General features: G+C 72.2%; 15 protein-coding genes and 1 pseudogene. All 16 read left to right on the top strand.

Going from position 1 to position 16,735, the window contains the following annotated elements:
- The first annotated feature begins 100 nt into the window (after positions 1 to 100).
- The gene (locus ACIBJF_RS39680) at positions 101 to 931 is read left to right on the top strand and encodes a thioesterase II family protein (protein WP_399181401.1); all 831 of its coding nucleotides are present in this window, start codon (positions 101 to 103) and stop codon (positions 929 to 931) included.
- Positions 928 to 2,310 (top strand): carotenoid oxygenase family protein, encoded by a 1,383-nt coding sequence (locus ACIBJF_RS39675; protein WP_399181399.1) that lies wholly within the window; start codon positions 928 to 930, stop codon positions 2,308 to 2,310. The genes ACIBJF_RS39680 and ACIBJF_RS39675 overlap by 4 nt, the downstream gene beginning before the upstream one ends.
- 28 nt (positions 2,311 to 2,338) lie before the next feature.
- Positions 2,339 to 3,679: pseudogene (locus tag ACIBJF_RS39670) on the top strand (aldehyde dehydrogenase family protein); the annotation flags it as partial.
- A gap of 72 nt (positions 3,680 to 3,751) precedes the next feature.
- Positions 3,752 to 4,891, top strand: coding sequence for a glycosyltransferase (locus ACIBJF_RS39665; protein ID WP_399181407.1), 1,140 nt, complete (start codon positions 3,752 to 3,754; stop codon positions 4,889 to 4,891).
- Positions 4,892 to 4,920: 29 nt separating this feature from the next.
- Complete coding sequence (locus tag ACIBJF_RS39660; RefSeq protein WP_399181397.1) at positions 4,921 to 5,988, top strand: glucose-1-phosphate thymidylyltransferase; 1,068 nt, start codon at positions 4,921 to 4,923, stop codon at positions 5,986 to 5,988.
- Positions 5,985 to 6,971, top strand: coding sequence for a dTDP-glucose 4,6-dehydratase (gene rfbB / locus ACIBJF_RS39655; RefSeq protein WP_399181395.1), 987 nt, complete (start codon positions 5,985 to 5,987; stop codon positions 6,969 to 6,971). The genes ACIBJF_RS39660 and rfbB overlap by 4 nt, the downstream gene beginning before the upstream one ends.
- A gap of 46 nt (positions 6,972 to 7,017) precedes the next feature.
- Positions 7,018 to 7,782, top strand: coding sequence for an NAD-dependent epimerase/dehydratase family protein (locus ACIBJF_RS39650; RefSeq protein WP_399181393.1), 765 nt, complete (start codon positions 7,018 to 7,020; stop codon positions 7,780 to 7,782).
- Positions 7,783 to 7,820: 38 nt separating this feature from the next.
- Positions 7,821 to 9,239 carry an NDP-hexose 2,3-dehydratase family protein gene (locus ACIBJF_RS39645; protein ID WP_399181392.1) on the top strand — a complete coding sequence of 473 codons (1,419 nt, stop codon included), beginning with the start codon at positions 7,821 to 7,823 and terminating at the stop codon, positions 9,237 to 9,239.
- Positions 9,240 to 10,196, top strand: a complete 957-nt coding sequence (locus tag ACIBJF_RS39640) for a Gfo/Idh/MocA family protein (protein WP_399181390.1) — start codon at positions 9,240 to 9,242, stop codon at positions 10,194 to 10,196.
- 42 nt (positions 10,197 to 10,238) lie between these two features.
- Complete coding sequence (locus tag ACIBJF_RS39635) at positions 10,239 to 10,871, top strand: DsbA family protein (protein ID WP_399181388.1); 633 nt, start codon at positions 10,239 to 10,241, stop codon at positions 10,869 to 10,871.
- 438 nt (positions 10,872 to 11,309) lie between these two features.
- Positions 11,310 to 12,785: an FAD-dependent monooxygenase gene (locus tag ACIBJF_RS39630; protein WP_399181405.1), complete on the top strand. Its 1,476-nt coding sequence runs from the start codon at positions 11,310 to 11,312 to the stop codon at positions 12,783 to 12,785.
- Between the two features lie 47 nt (positions 12,786 to 12,832).
- On the top strand, positions 12,833 to 13,492 hold the full coding sequence (locus tag ACIBJF_RS39625) for a TetR/AcrR family transcriptional regulator (RefSeq protein ID WP_399181386.1): 660 nt from the start codon (positions 12,833 to 12,835) through the stop codon (positions 13,490 to 13,492).
- 19 nt (positions 13,493 to 13,511) lie between these two features.
- A complete protein-coding gene (locus ACIBJF_RS39620) occupies positions 13,512 to 13,841 on the top strand; it encodes a TcmI family type II polyketide cyclase (RefSeq protein WP_399181384.1) in 330 nt (109 codons plus the stop codon).
- Positions 13,819 to 15,147, top strand: coding sequence for a beta-ketoacyl-[acyl-carrier-protein] synthase family protein (locus ACIBJF_RS39615; RefSeq protein WP_399181382.1), 1,329 nt, complete (start codon positions 13,819 to 13,821; stop codon positions 15,145 to 15,147). Before ACIBJF_RS39620 ends, ACIBJF_RS39615 begins: the two co-directional genes overlap by 23 nt.
- Positions 15,144 to 16,361: a ketosynthase chain-length factor gene (locus tag ACIBJF_RS39610; RefSeq protein WP_399181380.1), complete on the top strand. Its 1,218-nt coding sequence runs from the start codon at positions 15,144 to 15,146 to the stop codon at positions 16,359 to 16,361. The genes ACIBJF_RS39615 and ACIBJF_RS39610 overlap by 4 nt, the downstream gene beginning before the upstream one ends.
- A 52-nt stretch (positions 16,362 to 16,413) precedes the next feature.
- Entirely contained in the window at positions 16,414 to 16,683 is a 270-nt protein-coding gene (locus tag ACIBJF_RS39605) for an acyl carrier protein (RefSeq protein ID WP_399181378.1), read from the top strand.
- Positions 16,684 to 16,735: the final 52 nt, after the last annotated feature.

Below are 16,735 nucleotides of genomic sequence, written 5' to 3'. Positions count from 1 at the left end.
CCCTCAACGCCCACAAGGCGGGCACCATCAAGGGCCTGACCGCGGAGGTCGGCGCCTCCGTCACCTCCGGCGCGGCGATCTGCGAGATCAAGGACGGGTCGTGAGCCGCGGCACCGGCCGTACGGACGCGGCCGCGCCGGGCTGGACAGTGCCGCTGCGCCGGGCGGACCGCCCGGCCACTCGCCGACTGCTCGTCCTTCCCCACGCCGGGGCGGGGCCGGGCACGTACGCACGTCTGCTCGACGTCCTGCCGCCCGACGTGGAACTGCTGGGGGTCACCCTCCCCGGCCGCGAGCACCGCACCGCCGAGCCACCCGGCACCACCCTGGCCGCGACCGTGTCCGGGGTCCTCGGTGAGCTCGGGCGCCGCGAGCCGCTGCCCACCGTCTACTACGGGCACAGCATGGGCGCGCTGCTGGCCGCCGCGACCGCTCGTGTCGACCCCGCCCGCTGCCGTGCCCTGGTGCTCACCGCGGGGGTGCCGGGGGCCGAGGCCCTGGACCTCCCCGTGGCGCTGGACAGTCCGGAAGGGCTGGAGCTGATGTTCGCCCGGCACCGGGTGCCGATGCGGGCGCTCGACACGGACCTGGCCCATACCCCCGAGGAGCACCGCCTCGCGCACGACCTGGTCCTGGCCCGGGAGGCCCTGCTCGCCGTCGGCGGGCTGCGGCTCGACTGCCCGGTCACGGCGATCGGCGGCCGTGACGACCGGCTGGCGCCGGCTGCCGTGGTTCCGGGCTGGCGGCGGTACACCACCGGGCCGTTCCGCCACGCGACCGTGAAGGGCGCCCATTTCTTCCCGTTCCTGCCCACCAGCGGACGCACCGTGCTGGCCGCGATCAACGAGGCGCTGGAACCGGCCCCCCTCGGCGCGGGGCCCGCCGAACCCGCCGGCGCCGTCCGGACCACCCTGACAGGAGCCATTGGATGACCACCCCTGCCAAGGAGCCCTTCCGCGGCGCGCTGAGACCGGTGACCGAAGAGGTCACCGCCTTCGACCTGCCCGTCACCGGCACCCTGCCCCCCGAGCTCACCGGCTGTTTCCTGCGCAACGGGCCCAACCCGCTGGTCCCGGACGAGCCCCGCAACCACCTGTTCCGGGGCGAGGGCATGGTGCACGGTGTGCGCCTGCGCGACGGCAGGGCCGAGTGGTACCGCAACCGCTGGGTGCGCTCCGCCGCGGTCTCGCGCGCCCTCGGCGAACGCCGGCGGCGCGGTGCTGCCGTCGCCCGCGCCGACATCTCGCCCAACACGCATGTCGTCGGGCACGCCGGTCGGATCCTCGCCCTCATCGAGTCGGGGTTCCGCCCGTACGAGCTGAGCCAGGAGCTGGAGACCTACGGCGCCTGCGACTTCGACGGGTCGCTGCCCGCCGGCTTCACCGCGCATCCCAAGCTGGATCCGGAGACCGGTGAGCTGCACGCCGTGGCGCACGCCACCCGGTTCCCCTTCGTGCAGCACCTCGTCGTCTCGCCGTCCGGGCTCGTCACCAGCGTGGTGAACGTCCCGGCGCCGCACCGCCCGGTGATGCACGATTTCGGCCTGACCCGGCGCTACGTGGTCCTGTACGACCTGCCGGTGGTCAACAGCCTGGCGGCCGCAGCGGCCGGGGAGCCGATGGTCTACGACTGGGACGACACCCGGCCGGCGCGGATCGGACTGCTGCCGCGGGGCGGCACCGAGGTGCGGTGGTTCGAGATCGAGCCGTGCTGGGTCTTCCACACGCTCAACGCCTACGACGACCGCGACCGCGTCGTGATCGATGTGATCCGCTATCCGCGGATGTTCGACGGCCTCCGGCTGGACGGCAACTCACTGCCGACGCTGGACCGTTGGGTGGTCGACACGGTCTCCGGGAAGGTCACCGAGACCCGGCTGGACGACCGTCCGCAGGAGTTCCCGGGCGTCTCCCCGGACCGGGTCTCGCGGCCGCACCGCTACGGCTACGCCGCCACCGTCCCCGATCTGCACGACTACTTCGGCCCGCACGCGTACGGGAGTGACGCGCAGACCGCCGGACCGGTCGCCGACGACACCCTGCTCAAGCACGACTTCACCACCGGCAGCACCGAGGTGCGGTCCTTCCGCCGGGGCCACTACACGGCCGAGCCGGTCTTCGTACCGGCGGCGTCCGCGCGCGGCGAGGACGACGGCTGGCTGCTCACCTATGTGTACGACCCCGAGCGAGGCGCCTCCGACCTAGTGGTGCTCTCCGCCGAGGACTTCATCGGCGCGCCCGTCGCGACCGTCCACCTGCCCGCCCGGGTGCCGCTCGGCTTCCACGGCAGCTGGATCCCCGACGAGGCCTGACCGGACCGCCCGAACCGAACCGACCGCAGGAGCCGCGTTGTCCGATCCGACCGACGCCCCCGCCGCCGTCGTCTCCGCCGCGCGGGCCGCCTTCACCGCGGGCCGCACCAGGCCCGCCGACTGGCGCGTCCGGCAGCTCACCGCCCTGCGCGCCCTGCTGGACGGCAACCGCCCGGAACTCGCCGACGCGCTCCACCAGGACCTGGGCAAGCCCCGTACGGAAGCCCTCGCCGTCGAGGTCGACTTCGTCATCCGAGAGATCGACCTCCTGCTCGGTCATCTCGACACCTGGATGCGGCCGCGACCGGTCGCGGTGAGCGGCTGCCCGACCGGTTCGGCGGCGGAGCTGCACCGCGAACCGCTGGGTGTGGTCCTCGTCATCGCGCCGTGGAACTATCCGGTTCAGCTCGCCCTGCTGCCGCTGGCCGGGGCGCTGGCCGCGGGCAACGCGGCGGTGGTCAAACCGAGCGAGCTGGCCCCGGCGTCGTCCGCGCTGCTGGCCCGGCTGCTGCCGCGCCATCTGGACCCGCAGGCCGTCGCCGTGGCGGAGGGCGGGCCGAAGGCGGCCCAGGAACTGCTCGCCGAGCGGTTCGACCACGTCTTCTACACGGGCAGCACGGCCGTGGGCCGCATCGTGATGCGGGCCGCAGCCGAGCACCTCACCCCGGTGACGCTGGAACTCGGCGGTAAGTCCCCCGTCTTCGTCGACCGGGACGCGCCGCTCGGGCACACCGCCAAGCGGCTGGTGCGCGCGAAGTTCACCAACGCGGGGCAGGCGTGCGTCGCCCCGGACTACGTCCTCACCGATCCCGAAACGGCCCGGGCGCTCGAACCGGAGCTGGTCCGGGCGCTGCAACGGCTCTACGGGCCGGACCCGTCGACGGCGCCCGGCTACGGGCGCATCGTCAGCACTCGTCACTTCGACCGGCTCACGGGGCTGTTGGGCGCGGGGCGGACCGTCGTCGGCGGCACCGGTGACCGGGCCTCCCGGTACCTGGCCCCGACCGTGCTGGCGGAGGTGCCGGCCGACGCCCCGGTGATGCAGGAGGAGGTGTTCGGGCCGGTGCTCCCCGTCACGGAAGTGGCCGGCCTGGACGAGGCCATCGCCTTCATCAACGGGCGGGAGCGTCCGCTGGCCGTCTACGCCTTCACCGGCAACGACGTCACCCGTCGGCGCCTGGCGGCGGAGACCACCTCCGGAGCCGTGGTGTTCGGCATGCCCGCGGTGCAGGTGATGGCCCCGGAGCTGCCGTTCGGCGGGGTCGGCCTGAGCGGCACCGGTGCCTACCGGGGTCTGCACTCGCTGGCCGCCTTCAGCCATGACAAGCCGGTGCTGGACGTGCCGTTCCGCGCCGTGCCCCGGCGCTGAGCAGCGCCCCGGCCGGCGTTCGCAACCGCCGCACACCCGCATTCCCCTCGTGAGGAGACAGACCGCGTGAAGATGCTGTTCGTGGCCGCCGGCAGCCCGGCGACCGTGTTCGCCCTGGCACCCCTGGCCACCGCCGCGCGCAACGCCGGACACCAGGTGGTGATAGCCGCCAACGGGGACATGATGCCGGTCGTCGCGTCCATGGGCCTGCCCGCCACCGCGACGACCGATCTGCCCATCAAGGAGTTCATCACCAAGGGCCGGGACGGGAAGCCCGTGGCGATCCCCTCCGGCCCGGACGAGGAGGCGCACTTCACCGGCAGCTGGTTCGCCCGCATGGCCCTGGCCGGACTGCCACCGCTCGAGGAACTGGCCGAGCGCTGGGGGCCGGACGTGATCGTCGGCGGCACCCTCAGCTATGTGGCGCCGCTGCTCGCGGCCCGGTTGGGCATCCCCCACGTCCGCCAGACCTGGGACGCCATCGACGCGGACGACATCCACGACGGCGCCCGGACCGAGCTCGCCCCGGACCTGCCCACACTGGGCCTGGACCGGATGCCCGAGCCCGACCTGCTCATCGACATCTGCCCGCCGAGTCTGCGGCCCGCCCAGGCCGCGCCGGCCCTGCCGATGCGGCACATATCGGCGGTCCGGCACGACGGTCCGCTGGAGTCGTGGATGTACACCCGGGGCGAGCGCCCCCGCATCTGCGTCACCTCAGGCAGCCGTGTCGCGAAGAACAGTTATGACGAGAACTTCGCCTTCCTGCGCACCCTTGCCCGCGATCTGGCCGCGTGGGACGCCGAACTGGTCGTCGCGGCCCCCGAGGCGGTCGCCGAGACCCTGCGTCCCGAACTGCCCGGGGCACGCGTGGGCTGGATGCCTCTGGACGTGGTGGCCCCGACCTGCGACCTGATGGTGCACCACGGCGGCGGCGTCACCACCCTGTCCGGTCTGGCCGCCGGTGTTCCACAGCTGCTGATCCCCAAGGGCGCGGTGCTGCGCACGCCGGCGCTCCGCGTCGCCGACCAGGGGGCGGGCATCACCCTGCTGCCCGGCGAGGACACCCCCGACGCCGTCGCCACGGCCTGCCGCGAGCTGCTGGAGAAGCCCGGCTTCCGGCAGCGGGCGGGTGAGCTGGCCGCCGAGATCACCCGGATGCCGGTGCCGGCACAGCTGGTCCCCGTACTCGAACAGCTCGCACGCAACTGACCCCTCAGCCACGCGAAAGGACCTCCCCCATGAAGGCACTGGTGCTGTCAGGAGGGTCGGGCACACGTCTGCGCCCCTTCAGCTACTCGATGCCCAAGCAGCTCATCCCCGTCGCCAACACTCCCGTCCTCGTCCACGTCCTGCGCAACATCCAGCAGTTGGGCGTCAAGGAGATCGCCGTGATCGTCGGCGACCGCGGTGCCGAGATCGAGGCGGCGATAGGTGACGGCTCCCGGTTCGGGGCCCGGGTGACGTACCTGCGGCAGGACGCCCCCAGGGGCCTGGCCGACACCGTCGCCGTGGCCCGCGACTTCCTCGGTGACGACGACTTCGTGATGTACCTGGGCGACATCATGCTGCCCGACGGCATCGCCGAGGCGGCCGCCGAGTTCACCGCCCGCCGGCCCGCCGCGCAGGTGCTGGTCCACAAGGTCGCCGACCCGCGCGCCTTCGGGGTGGTGGAGCTCGGCCCGGACGGCCAGGTGCAACGGCTGGTGGAGAAGCCCGAGCACCCCCGCAGCGACCTCGCCCTGTGCGGGGTGTACTTCTTCACCTCCGCCGTGCACGAGGCGGTGGCCACGATCGCCCCGAGCCCGCGCGGCGAACTCGAGATCACCGACGCGGTGCAGTGGCTGCTGTCCCACGGCGCGGACGTCCGGGCCCACGAGTACGACGGCTACTGGAGGGACACCGGCCGGGTGGAGGACGTCCTGGAGTGCAACCGGCATCTCCTCGACCGGGCGGTCCGTTCCGTGTCCGGCACGGTGGACGAGGACAGCGAGCTGGTGGGAGAGGTGGTGGTGGAGCAGGGGGCGCGGATCGTCCGCTCCCGCATCACCGGCCCCGTGATCGTGGGCGCCGGCTCGGTCGTCCGGGACAGCCGTCTCGGCCCGTACACCTCGGTGGGCCGTGACTGCGTGGTGACCGCCAGCCGCCTGGAGGACTCCATCGCCCTCGACGGCTCCTCGGTCACCGGCATCGACGGGCTGCGCCACTCCCTCATCGGGCGGTCCGCCTCCGTGGGTGCCGTCCGCGAGGACGGCGACCACGTCCGGCTCGTCGTCGGCGACCACACCCAGGTGGAGGTGGCGGCGTGAGGGTCCTGGTCACGGGCGCCGCGGGCTTCATCGGTTCCCATTTCGCGCGGAGCCTGCTGGACAACCACTATCCGCAGTGGACGGACGTCCGGGTCACCGCCCTGGACAGGCTCACCTATGCCGGGAACCGCGACAACCTGCCGGCCGCCCATCCCCGGCTGGAGTTCGTCCACGGGGACATCAACGACCGGGCCCTGCTGGACGAGCTCCTGCCCGGCCACGATGCCGTGGTCCACTTCGCCGCCGAGTCGCACGTGGACCGCTCCCTGGACGGCGCGGGCGACTTCTTCCGGACGAACGTGTGCGGGACGCAGACCCTGTTCGACGCGGTCGTGGCCGCCGGGACGCCCCGTGTCGTCCATGTGTCCACCGACGAGGTGTACGGCTCGCTGGCCGAGGGCTCATGGACGGAGGAGAGCCCGCTGCTGCCGAACTCGCCCTACGCCGCGTCCAAGGCCTCCTCCGACCTGGTGGCCCGGGCGTACTGGCGCAGCCACGGGCTGAACGTGTCCGTCACGCGGTGCTCCAACAACTACGGGCCGTACCAGCACCCGGAGAAGCTGATACCGCTGTTCGTCACCAATCTGCTGGAGGGACGGCCGGTCCCCCTGTACGGCGACGGCCGCAACGTCCGTGAATGGCTGCACGTCGACGACCACTGCCGGGCCATCGCCCTCGTCCTGGACGGCGGGCGGCCCGGTGCGGTCTACAACATCGGCGGCGGCAACGAACACACCAACCTCGACCTCACCCGGCGTCTGCTGGAGCTGCTCGGCGCGGGGGAGGAGAAGGTGCTGCGGGTGCCCGACCGCAAGGCGCACGACCTGCGCTATTCCATCGACGACACCAGGATCCGCCGGGAACTGGGCTACGCCCCGCGGATCGGCTTCGAGCAGGGCCTCGCCGACACCGTCGCCTGGTACACCGACCACCCGCACTGGTGGAAACCGGTGAAGCACCCGGTGGACGGTTCCGTCCGCTGACCCCCGCCCTCGCATCTGCCCGTACCGACCGGAACAGGACCACGGCATGCACATCGTGGGAAACGGCTTCCTCGCACGGAATCTGCGGCCCCTCGCCGGCCGCCACCCCGACACCGTCGCCCTCGCCGCAGGCGTCTCCTGGGCCAGCGGCACCCTCGAGAAGGACTTCGGCCGCGAGCGGGAGCTCCTCGCCGACACCGCCCGGCGCTGCGTCGGCACCGGCCGGCGGCTGCTGTTCTTCTCGACGGCCTCCGCGGGTCTGTACGGCCCCCTCGACGGCCCGGCCCGTGAGGACGGTCCCGTCATGCCCGCCACCCCCTACGGCGCACACAAGCTCGCCCAGGAAGACCTGCTGCGGGCCAGCGGAGCGGACCACCTGATCCTGCGCCTGAGCCACCTCGTCGGCCCGGGGCAGCCCGAGCACCAGCTCCTGCCGACCCTGGTGCGGAGTCTGCGCGAGGGCACCGTACGGATCCACCGAGGCGCCACCAGGGACCTCATCGCGGTCGCCGACGTGGTCGACGTCATCGACCGCCTGCTGGCGCTTCCGCTGCGGTCCGGCACGGTCAACGTCGCCTCCGGCACGGCGGTCCCCGTCGAGGAGATCGCCGGGCACCTGCGCCGCCGAATGGGCGTCCCGGCAGTCACCGAGTACGTGGACGCCGGTCCGGTCCACCCGCACACCGTGTCCATCGAGAAGTTACGCGCCCTCGTCCCCGGGACCGCCCCCCGGGGCCTGGACCCCGACTACCCACGCCGGCTCCTGGACGGCTACCTCGCCGAGGCGGAGTCGTGGCCCGCCCCCGTCTGATCCGCCCTCGCCGCCCCGAGACCAAGGAGACAAACGCGATGTCGCTCACGTCGCTTCACCCCGCCCCCGCCGTGCTCAGGCCACGCCAGAACGCGGACCTCGGCGCCCGCCTCGCCACCTCCGCCGCAGCCGTCGACGGCGTCCACCTGACCACCGCGGACATCGTCGACTGGCTGGCCGAACGGGGCCGCGCCCACACCTTCCAGGTCGACCGCATTCCCTTCGCCGCGCTGGACGGCTGGTCGTTCGAGCCCGACACCGGCAACCTGAGGCACCGCACCGGCCGGTTCTTCACCGTGGAGGGGCTGCACGTCAAGCAGGAGGGCGAGCCGCTCGGTGACGGCCCCGCCGCCGCCTGGCACCAGCCCATCATCGTCCAGCCCGAAGTCGGCATCCTGGGGATCCTCGCCAAGGAGTTCGACGGGGTACTGCACTTCCTGATGCAGGCGAAGATGGAGCCGGGCAACCCCAACCTCCTGCAGCTGTCCCCGACCGTGCAGGCGACCCGCAGCAACTACACCGGTGCCCACCGCGGCGCCGCCGTCCGGTATCTGGAGCACTTCCGGGGGCCCCTGCGCGGACGGGTGCTCGCCGACTCGCTGCAGTCCGAGCACGGCTCGTGGTTCTACCGGAAGTCCAACCGCAACATGGTGGTCGAGGCGACGGGCGACATCCCGCCGCACGAGGACTTCCGCTGGATGACGCTCGGCCAGATCAACGCGCTGCTCCACCACGACAACGCGGTCAACATGGACTCCCGCACCGTGTTGTCCTGCCTGCCGCCGGCCGGCGGCCCGCTCCCTCACGCCGTGCTCGGCGACACCGAACTGCTCTCCTGGATCACCGGTGAACGGTCCCGGCACCACGTGCGCGCCCGGCGTGTTCCGCTCGCCGGACTGCCCGGCTGGACCACGGACGAGCACGCCATCAGCCACGACGCGCAGCGCTACTTCCAGGTCATCGCGGTCGCCGTCCGGGCGGGCAACCGCGAGGTCTCTGGTTGGACCCAGCCGTTGATCGCCCCCGTGGGCCTCAGTGTCGCAGCCTTTCTGCGGCGGAAGTTCGGGGGCGTGCCCCATCTGCTGGTGCACGCCCGGGTCGAGGGCGGCTTCCTCGACACCGTCGAACTCGGACCGACGGTCCAGTGCACCCCCGGCAACCACGCCCACCTGGCCCCGGAGCAGCGCCCCCGTTTCCTCGACGCCGTGCTCGACGCCCCCGCGGAGGCCGTGCGGTACGAGGCCGTCCACGCGGAGGAGGGCGGTCGCTTCTACCACGCCGAGGCCCGCTACTTGATCGTCGACGCCGACGAGGACACGGCGCCCGCCGACCCGCCGCCCGGCTACGCCTGGGTCACGCCGGGCCAGCTGTCCGCCCTGGCACGGCACGGCCACTACCTCAATGTCCAGGCGCGCACCCTGCTCGCCTGCCTCAACGCCCTGCCGGAGGCACGGTAGATGACCGACGTCGTACGGATCGGCGTGCTGGGCTGTGCCGACATCGCGGTACGCCGGATGCTGCCCGGGTTCGCCGCGCATCCGGATATCCGGATCGCGGCTGTGGCCAGCCGCGATCCGGCCAAGGGCCGCCGGACGGCCGCCCGCTTCGGCGGCCGTCCCGTGCACGGCTACGCCGAACTCCTCGCCCGGGACGACGTCGACGCCGTCTACGTCCCGCTGCCCGCCGCCCTGCACGCCGACTGGACCCGCGCCGCCCTGGACGCGGGCAAGCACGTCCTGGTGGAGAAGCCCCTCGCCCAGGACGCGGCCACGGCCTCCGATCTGTGCGCCCGGGCGCGCGCGGCCCGACTGGCCCTCGTCGAGAACGTCCTGTTCGTCCACCACCCGCAGCACGCGGCGGTGCGGCGGCTGGTCGCCGACGGAGCGATCGGCGAACTCCGCTCGCTGGAAGCGGCGTTCGCCGTCCCCGCGCCGGGTGAGGGCGACATCCGCTACGACCCGGAGCTGGGCGGCGGCGCCCTGGCCGACATCGGCCTGTACCCGGTCCGCGCTGCCCTGCACCTCCTCGGCGGCGGGCTGCGGGTCGTCGGTGCGCATCTCTCCGCAGGCCCCGGCCGACGCGTGGAGACCTCCGGTGCCACGCTGCTGCGCACCCCGCACGGCGTCGCCGCCCAGCTGCAGTTCGGGATGGCGCATGCCTACCGTTCGGAGTACCAGCTGTGGGGTAGTGAAGGGAGTGTCCGGGTGCAGCGGGCCTTCACTCCGCCCGCCGACCACGTGCCCGACGTCGTCCTCACACGGGACGGCCGTACCGAGCGGATCCGGCTAGACCCGTTCGACCAGGTCGCGGCGGCGGTCTCGGCCTTCGCCGCAGCCGTGCGGGAGGCCGCCGCACCCGACGAGGACATGATCGCGCAGGCCGCGTTGCTGGACGCGGTCCGCACCTCGGCGTGACCCACGCCGAACGCGAGACACACACCCTGAGGAGAACCGGACATGGAGCAGCAGACCGCGGTGCGGGCGGAGATCGTGGTGGACGTGATCTGCGCCCACTCGTACATCGGCTGGACCCGGTACGCCCGGGCCGCCGCCCGCCTGCGCGAGGAGGGCGTGGACGTCCGGCTGGACATCCTGCCCTTCGAGCTGGCACCCGGCGCGCCGACCACCGGCGGCCCGCTGCTGGAGGTGCTGCGCCGCGTCTTCGGCGAGCACGCGGTGACCGATGCCCTGGCGCTCGCCGAGCGGGCCGCCGACGAGGGCCTGCGTCTCGACTACGAACGGGCCGTGGCCACCGGCACCTTCGAGGCGCACCGGCTGATCCTGCTGGCCGGCCGCCAGGGTCGCGCCGAGGAGATGACGGAGCGGCTGTTCCGTGCCCACTTCACCGACGGCCTGCACATCGGTGACCCCGAGGTGCTGGCCCGCCTGGCCGCCGAGGTGGGCGTCCGCACCGACGACGAGGCGTCCACCGGCAGCGCCGAGGAGCTGAAGCAGCGCCTGGAGTACGTCCGCGGCCAGGGCGTGCGGGGCGTTCCCGTGTTCGTCGTCGACGGGGTGCCGCCGATGTCCGGCGCGCAGTCCGAGGCCACCCTCTACGGGGCCCTGCGCTCCGGTGCGGCCCTCGGATAGCCCGGCCCGGACCGGCCGCACGGCATACCTGACACCCAGGCTCACACCCCCGCGCCCGTTCCCGGGCGGGGGGTGTTTTGCATTCACCTGATGTTCGTCTCACCCGTCTCTGTCGGCCCTGCGAATGCCTGACAAAACATTGCGCAGACCTGAAGGTGCGCGCATTGAAACGGCGTCCGATTCCGAAGAAGCTGATGTCTAGCCTCGCAATCCCTGGCGCGATCGACGCGTGGTTTCTCGCCCGCCATGTTGCCCGGGCACCGTCCGTCGGCCTGTTCCGCGGCGCCTCGTCCGCTGTGCGCCGGAACGAATTCTCTTTCTGACTTCGCAATTCCCATCAACAGCTCTCGCATCTCGTCCGCTGGCGTGCCCGCAGGTTCGTCCACACACGGATGCGCTGACTCGGAAGGAATCCCTTAGATGGCCGAGGAGAGGAACCTGGACGCCGAAGTGATCGTCGTGGGCGCGGGACCGGCCGGGCTCACGCTCGCCGCGGAACTGCGGCTCGCGGGGGTCGACGTCATCGTCCTCGAACGCCTCGACGAGCGCACCGGCGAATCCCGGGGCCTGGGTTTCACCGCGCGGACCATGGAGGTCTTCGACCAGCGGGGAATCCTGTCCCGGTTCGGTGAGGTCGAGACCAGCACGCAGGGTCACTTCGGCGGCCTGCCCGTCGACTTCGGTGTGCTCGAGGGGGCCTGGCAGGCCGCCAAGACCGTGCCGCAGTCCGTCACCGAGACCCACCTGGAGGAGTGGGCCACCAGCCTCGGCGCGGACCTCCGCCGCAGCCACGAGCTGCTCTCCCTCGACGAGGACGAGGACGGCGTCACGGTCGAGGTCCGCGGCCCCGAGGGCACCCACACCCTGCGCGCCGCCTACCTCGTCGGCTGCGACGGCGGGCGCAGCACGGTACGCAAGTCCGCGGGTTTCGACTTCCCCGGCACCCCCGCGACGATGGAGATGTTCCTCGCGGACCTGAAGGGCGTCGAGCTCCAGCCGCGCATGATCGGCGAGACCCTGCCCGGCGGCATGGTCATGGTCGGCCCGCTGCCCGGCGGCATCACCCGGATCATCGTCTGCGAGCGCGGCACCCCGCCCCGGCGGCGCGACACCCCGCCGCCCTTCACGGAGGTCGCCGACGCCTGGAAGCGGCTGACCGGCGAGGACATCTCGCACGCCGAACCGGTGTGGGTCAGCTCGTTCGGCGACGCGACCCGCCAGGTCACCGAGTACCGCCGCGGACGGGTCATCCTCGCGGGTGACTCCGCGCACACCCACCTGCCGGCCGGCGGACAGGGCATGAACACCAGCATCCAGGACGCCGTGAACCTCGGCTGGAAGCTCGCCGCAACCGTCAAGGACCGGGCCCCGCGGGACCTGCTGGACACCTACCACAGCGAGCGGCACGCAGTGGGCCGGCGGCTGCTGATGAACACCCGTGCCCAGGGCCTGCTCTTCCTCAGCGGCCCCGAGATCCAGCCGCTGCGCGACGTGTTCAGCGAACTCATCCGGTTCGAGGACGTCAGCCGGCACCTCGCCGCCATGGTCAGCGGCCTGGAGATCTCGTACGACGTGGGCAGCGGCACCCACCCGCTGCTCGGCAGGCGCATGCCGCACCTCGACCTGACCGTCGGCGACCGCCGGACCAGCAGCACCGAGCTGCTGCACTCCGCCCGCGGCGTGCTCCTGGACCTCGCGGACAACCCGAAGCTGCGCGCCCGGGCCGCCGCCTGGTCCGACCGGGTGGACGTCGTCACCGGCCTGCCGGCGGCCGTCTCCGAGGCAGCCGGGCTGCGCGGCACCACGGCCGTGCTGATCCGCCCCGACGGATACGTCGCCTGGGCCGCGCCCGGCACCCACCACGACCTGCCCATGGCGCTGGAGCGCTGGTTCGGCCGGCCCCGGTCGGCGTGACCGGCCGTGCACGGCAATCGGACCGTACATCGACCCAAGGAGCACTCATGGCCACGCCGACAGCAACGATCACCCGCGTCCAGGCGGGTTCGGCGGAGGAGCGGCGGGACGTCGTACAGGCGGCCCGTGACGTCTTCGCCCGCGAGGGCTGGACGCACACCACCGCCGAGGACATCGCGGCCCGGGCGGGCGTCGCACCGGAGACGGTCGAGCACTACTTCCGGGACAAGGAGCGGCTGCTGCTGTCCGTCCTGCTGGAGAGCGCCGCCCAGGTCGCCGCCGCGCTGACCGTCGCAGCCGAGGAACACCTGGTCGAGGTCACCGACCTGGAGCGGGACCTCGCTGCGCTCGGTCGCGCCTGGCTCGCGCCGCTGACGGACTTCCCCGAGCACTTCGCCATCATCCGGCACATCGGTGCCGAGATCGGCCGGCTGCCCGCCGGGCTGCTGGAGATGTGGCAGAGCGCCGGACCCCGGCAGGCCCGGCGGGAGCTGGGACGCCGGCTCGAACGCCTCGCGGAGCTGGGGCTGCTGGACATCACCGACGCCGACCACGCCGCCGAGCGGTTCATCCAGCTGGTCACGGGCGGCGTCGTCCAGCGCTCCTTCCACGGAGCGTGCCCGCTCCCGGAGTTCGAGACCGACATGCTCGTCGGCCGCGGAGTGGCCGACTTCATCCGTCTGTTCAGTCCCGCAGCTCCCCGTTGACCCACGAAAGAGAGACGAGATGCACAGCACCCTGATCGTGGCCCGGATGGACCTCGCCTCGAGCGCGGACGTCGCCCGGCTCTTCACGGAGTTCGACCGGACCGAAATGCCGCACCGCATGGGCACCCGACGACGCCAGCTCTTCGCGTACCAGGGCCTGTATTTCCATCTGCAGGACTTCGACGCGGACAACGGCGGTGAACTCATCGAGGAAGCCAAGACCGACCCGCGGTTCGTTCAGATCAGCCAGGATCTCAAGCCGTTCATCGAGGCCTACGACCCGGAGACGTGGCGTTCCCCGGCCGATGCCATGGCCACGCGTTTCTATGACTGGACGGCTTCTCGGTGAAGCCGTCGTACGCCGACATGAGGGGAGGTGCTCACTCGTGGGCCGCCGTGTAGTGATAACGGGAGTCGGGGTGCTGGCGCCGGGCGGTATAGGCGTCAAGAATTTCTGGAATCTGCTGAGCGATGGACGCACGGCGACCAGGGGCATCACCTTCTTCGACCCCACTCAGTTCCGCTCCAGGGTCGCGGCGGAGGCCGACTTCGACCCCGAGCTGCACGGGCTGACTCCGCAGGAGATCCGCCGCATGGACCGCGCCGCCCAGTTCGGCGTGGTGGCTGCACGTGAGGCGCTCGCCGACAGCGGGCTCGACCTGGCCGGGTTCGACCCGCACCGCACCGGGGTCACCATCGGCAGCGCGGTCGGCGCGACCACCGGACTCGACGACGAGTACCGGGTCGTCAGCGACGACGGCCGGCTCGACCTGGTCGACGACCGGTACGCCGCGCCGCACCTCTACAACTACTTCGTGCCGAGCTCGTTCTCGGCCGAGGTCGCCTGGGCGGTCGGTGCCGAGGGCCCGGCCACCGTGGTGTCCACCGGCTGCACCTCCGGGCTCGACTCGGTCGGTCACGCCGTCGAGCTGATCCGCGAAGGCACCACCGACGTGATGGTCGCCGGCGCCACCGATGCCCCGATCTCGCCGATCACCATGGCCTGCTTCGACGCGATCAAGGCGACCACGCCGCGCAACGACGATCCCGAGCACGCCTCACGCCCCTTCGATGGCACCCGCAACGGCTTCGTCCTCGGCGAGGGCGCCGCCGTCTTCGTCCTGGAGGAACTCGACAGCGCCAGGCGGCGGGGAGCGCACATCTACGCGGAGATCGCGGGCTACGCCTCCCGCTGCAACGCCTTCCACATGACGGGCCTGCGCCCCGACGGCCGCGAGATGGCCGAGGCGATCAAGGTGGCGCTGGCCGAGGCGCGGATGAACCCCGAAGAACTCGACTACATCAACGCGCACGGCTCCGGGACCAAGCAGAACGACCGCCACGAGACCGCGGCGTTCAAGCTGAGCCTCGGCGAGCACGCCTACCGCACCCCGGTGAGCTCCATCAAGTCGATGGTGGGCCACTCGCTGGGCGCGATCGGATCGATCGAGATCGCCGCGTCCGTGCTGGCCATGGAGAACAACGTGGTGCCCCCCACGGCGAACCTGCACACCCCCGACCCCGAGTGCGATCTCGACTACGTCCCGCTCGTCGCGCGGGACCAGCTGACCGACGCGGTGCTCACGGTCGGCAGCGGATTCGGCGGGTTCCAGAGCGCGATGGTGCTGGCCCGCCCCGAGAGGAGCGTCTCGTGAGTGCCAGGACAGTCGTCACCGGTATCGGTGTCGCCACCGCCAACGGGCTCGGCGTGGAGGAATTCTGGTCCGCCACCCGGGTCGGCAAGAACGCCATCGGCCCCATCGCACGGTTCGACGCCGCGCAGTACCCGGCCCGGCTCGCCGGTGAGATCCGCGGCTTCGAGGTCGGGGACCACCTGCCGAGCAGGCTGATCCCGCAGACCGACCGGATGACCCAGCTCGCCCTGGTTGCCGCCGACTGCGCCTTCGCGGACGCGGACGTGTCGCCCGGCGACATCCCCGAGTACGACATGGGCGTCGTGACGGCCTCCACCTCGGGCGGGTTCGAGTTCGGCCAGAACGAACTCAAGAAGCTGTGGAGCCAAGGCAGCCGGTACGTCAGTGCCTACCAGTCCTTCGCCTGGTTCTACGCGGTCAACAGCGGCCAGATCTCCATCCGCAACGGCATGCGCGGGCCCAGCGGCGTGGTCGTCAGCGATCACGCCGGCGGACTCGACGCCATCGCCCAGGCGCGCCGGCAGATCCGCAAGGGCAGCAAGCTGATCGTCTCGGGTGGCTTCGACGCCTCGGTCTGCCCCTGGGGCTGGGCCGCGCAGCTCGCCGGCGGCCGGCTCTCCACCAGCGATGAGCCCGACCGGGCCTATCTGCCCTTCGACGACCACGCCCAGGGCTATGTGCCCGGCGAGGGTGGGGCGCTGCTGATCCTGGAGGAGGAGCGCACGGCCCGCGAACGCGGCGCGGAGAACATCTACGGCGAGATCGCCGGCTACGGAGCCACCTTCGACCCCAGGCCCGGCAGCGGCCGCGAGCCCGGCCTGCGCCGTGCGATCGAGATCGCGCTCGCCGACGCCGGAGTCGAGGCCGGCGACGTCGACGTGGTCTTCGCGGACGCCGCCGCCACCCCGTCGCTGGACCGCCAGGAGGCCGAGGCCATCGCCGCCGTCTTCGGTCCGTTCGGGGTTCCGGTCACCGCGCCCAAGACGATGATCGGCCGCCTGTACTCGGGCGCCGCCCCGGTGGACGTGGTCTCCGCACTGCTCGCCATCCGCGAGGGGCTGATCCCGCCCACCACCAACGTCGAACGGTCGACCTCCTACGACATCGACCTGGTGACCGGGCAGCCGCGTACCGCCTCGGCACGCACCGCACTCGTGCTGGCCCGCGGCTACGGCGGCTTCAACTCGGCGCTCGTGGTCCGCGCGACCGACTGACCGCCTCTTCCCCGCATCCGCCCGGATGCGGCACACCTCATGAAAGGACCCCATGTCCGAGCAGAAGTTCACCCTTGAGGACCTCAAGCGCATCCTGCGTGAGGGCGCCGGCACCGACGAGGGCGTCGACCTCGACGGCGACATCCTCGACACCGACTTCGAGGAGCTGGGCTACGAGTCGCTGGCCCTGCTGGAGACCGGCGGCCGGATCGAGCGCGAGTACGGCATCTCGCTGGACGACGACGTCTTCACCGACCACCGCACCCCGCGCAGCCTCGTCGCGGGCATCAACGGCTACCTCCAGAAACTCGTCGCGTCGTAGCCCCACCTGGGCCCCCACCCCCACATCGGCCTCACCCCCACATATCGGCCGC

It is taken from the genome of Streptomyces sp. NPDC050743, assembly GCF_044456925.1.
Lineage (GTDB): Bacteria > Actinomycetota > Actinomycetes > Streptomycetales > Streptomycetaceae > Streptomyces.
Note: the sequence above shows the minus strand (reverse complement) of the source record. Positions and strands in the feature narration are given on the sequence as shown.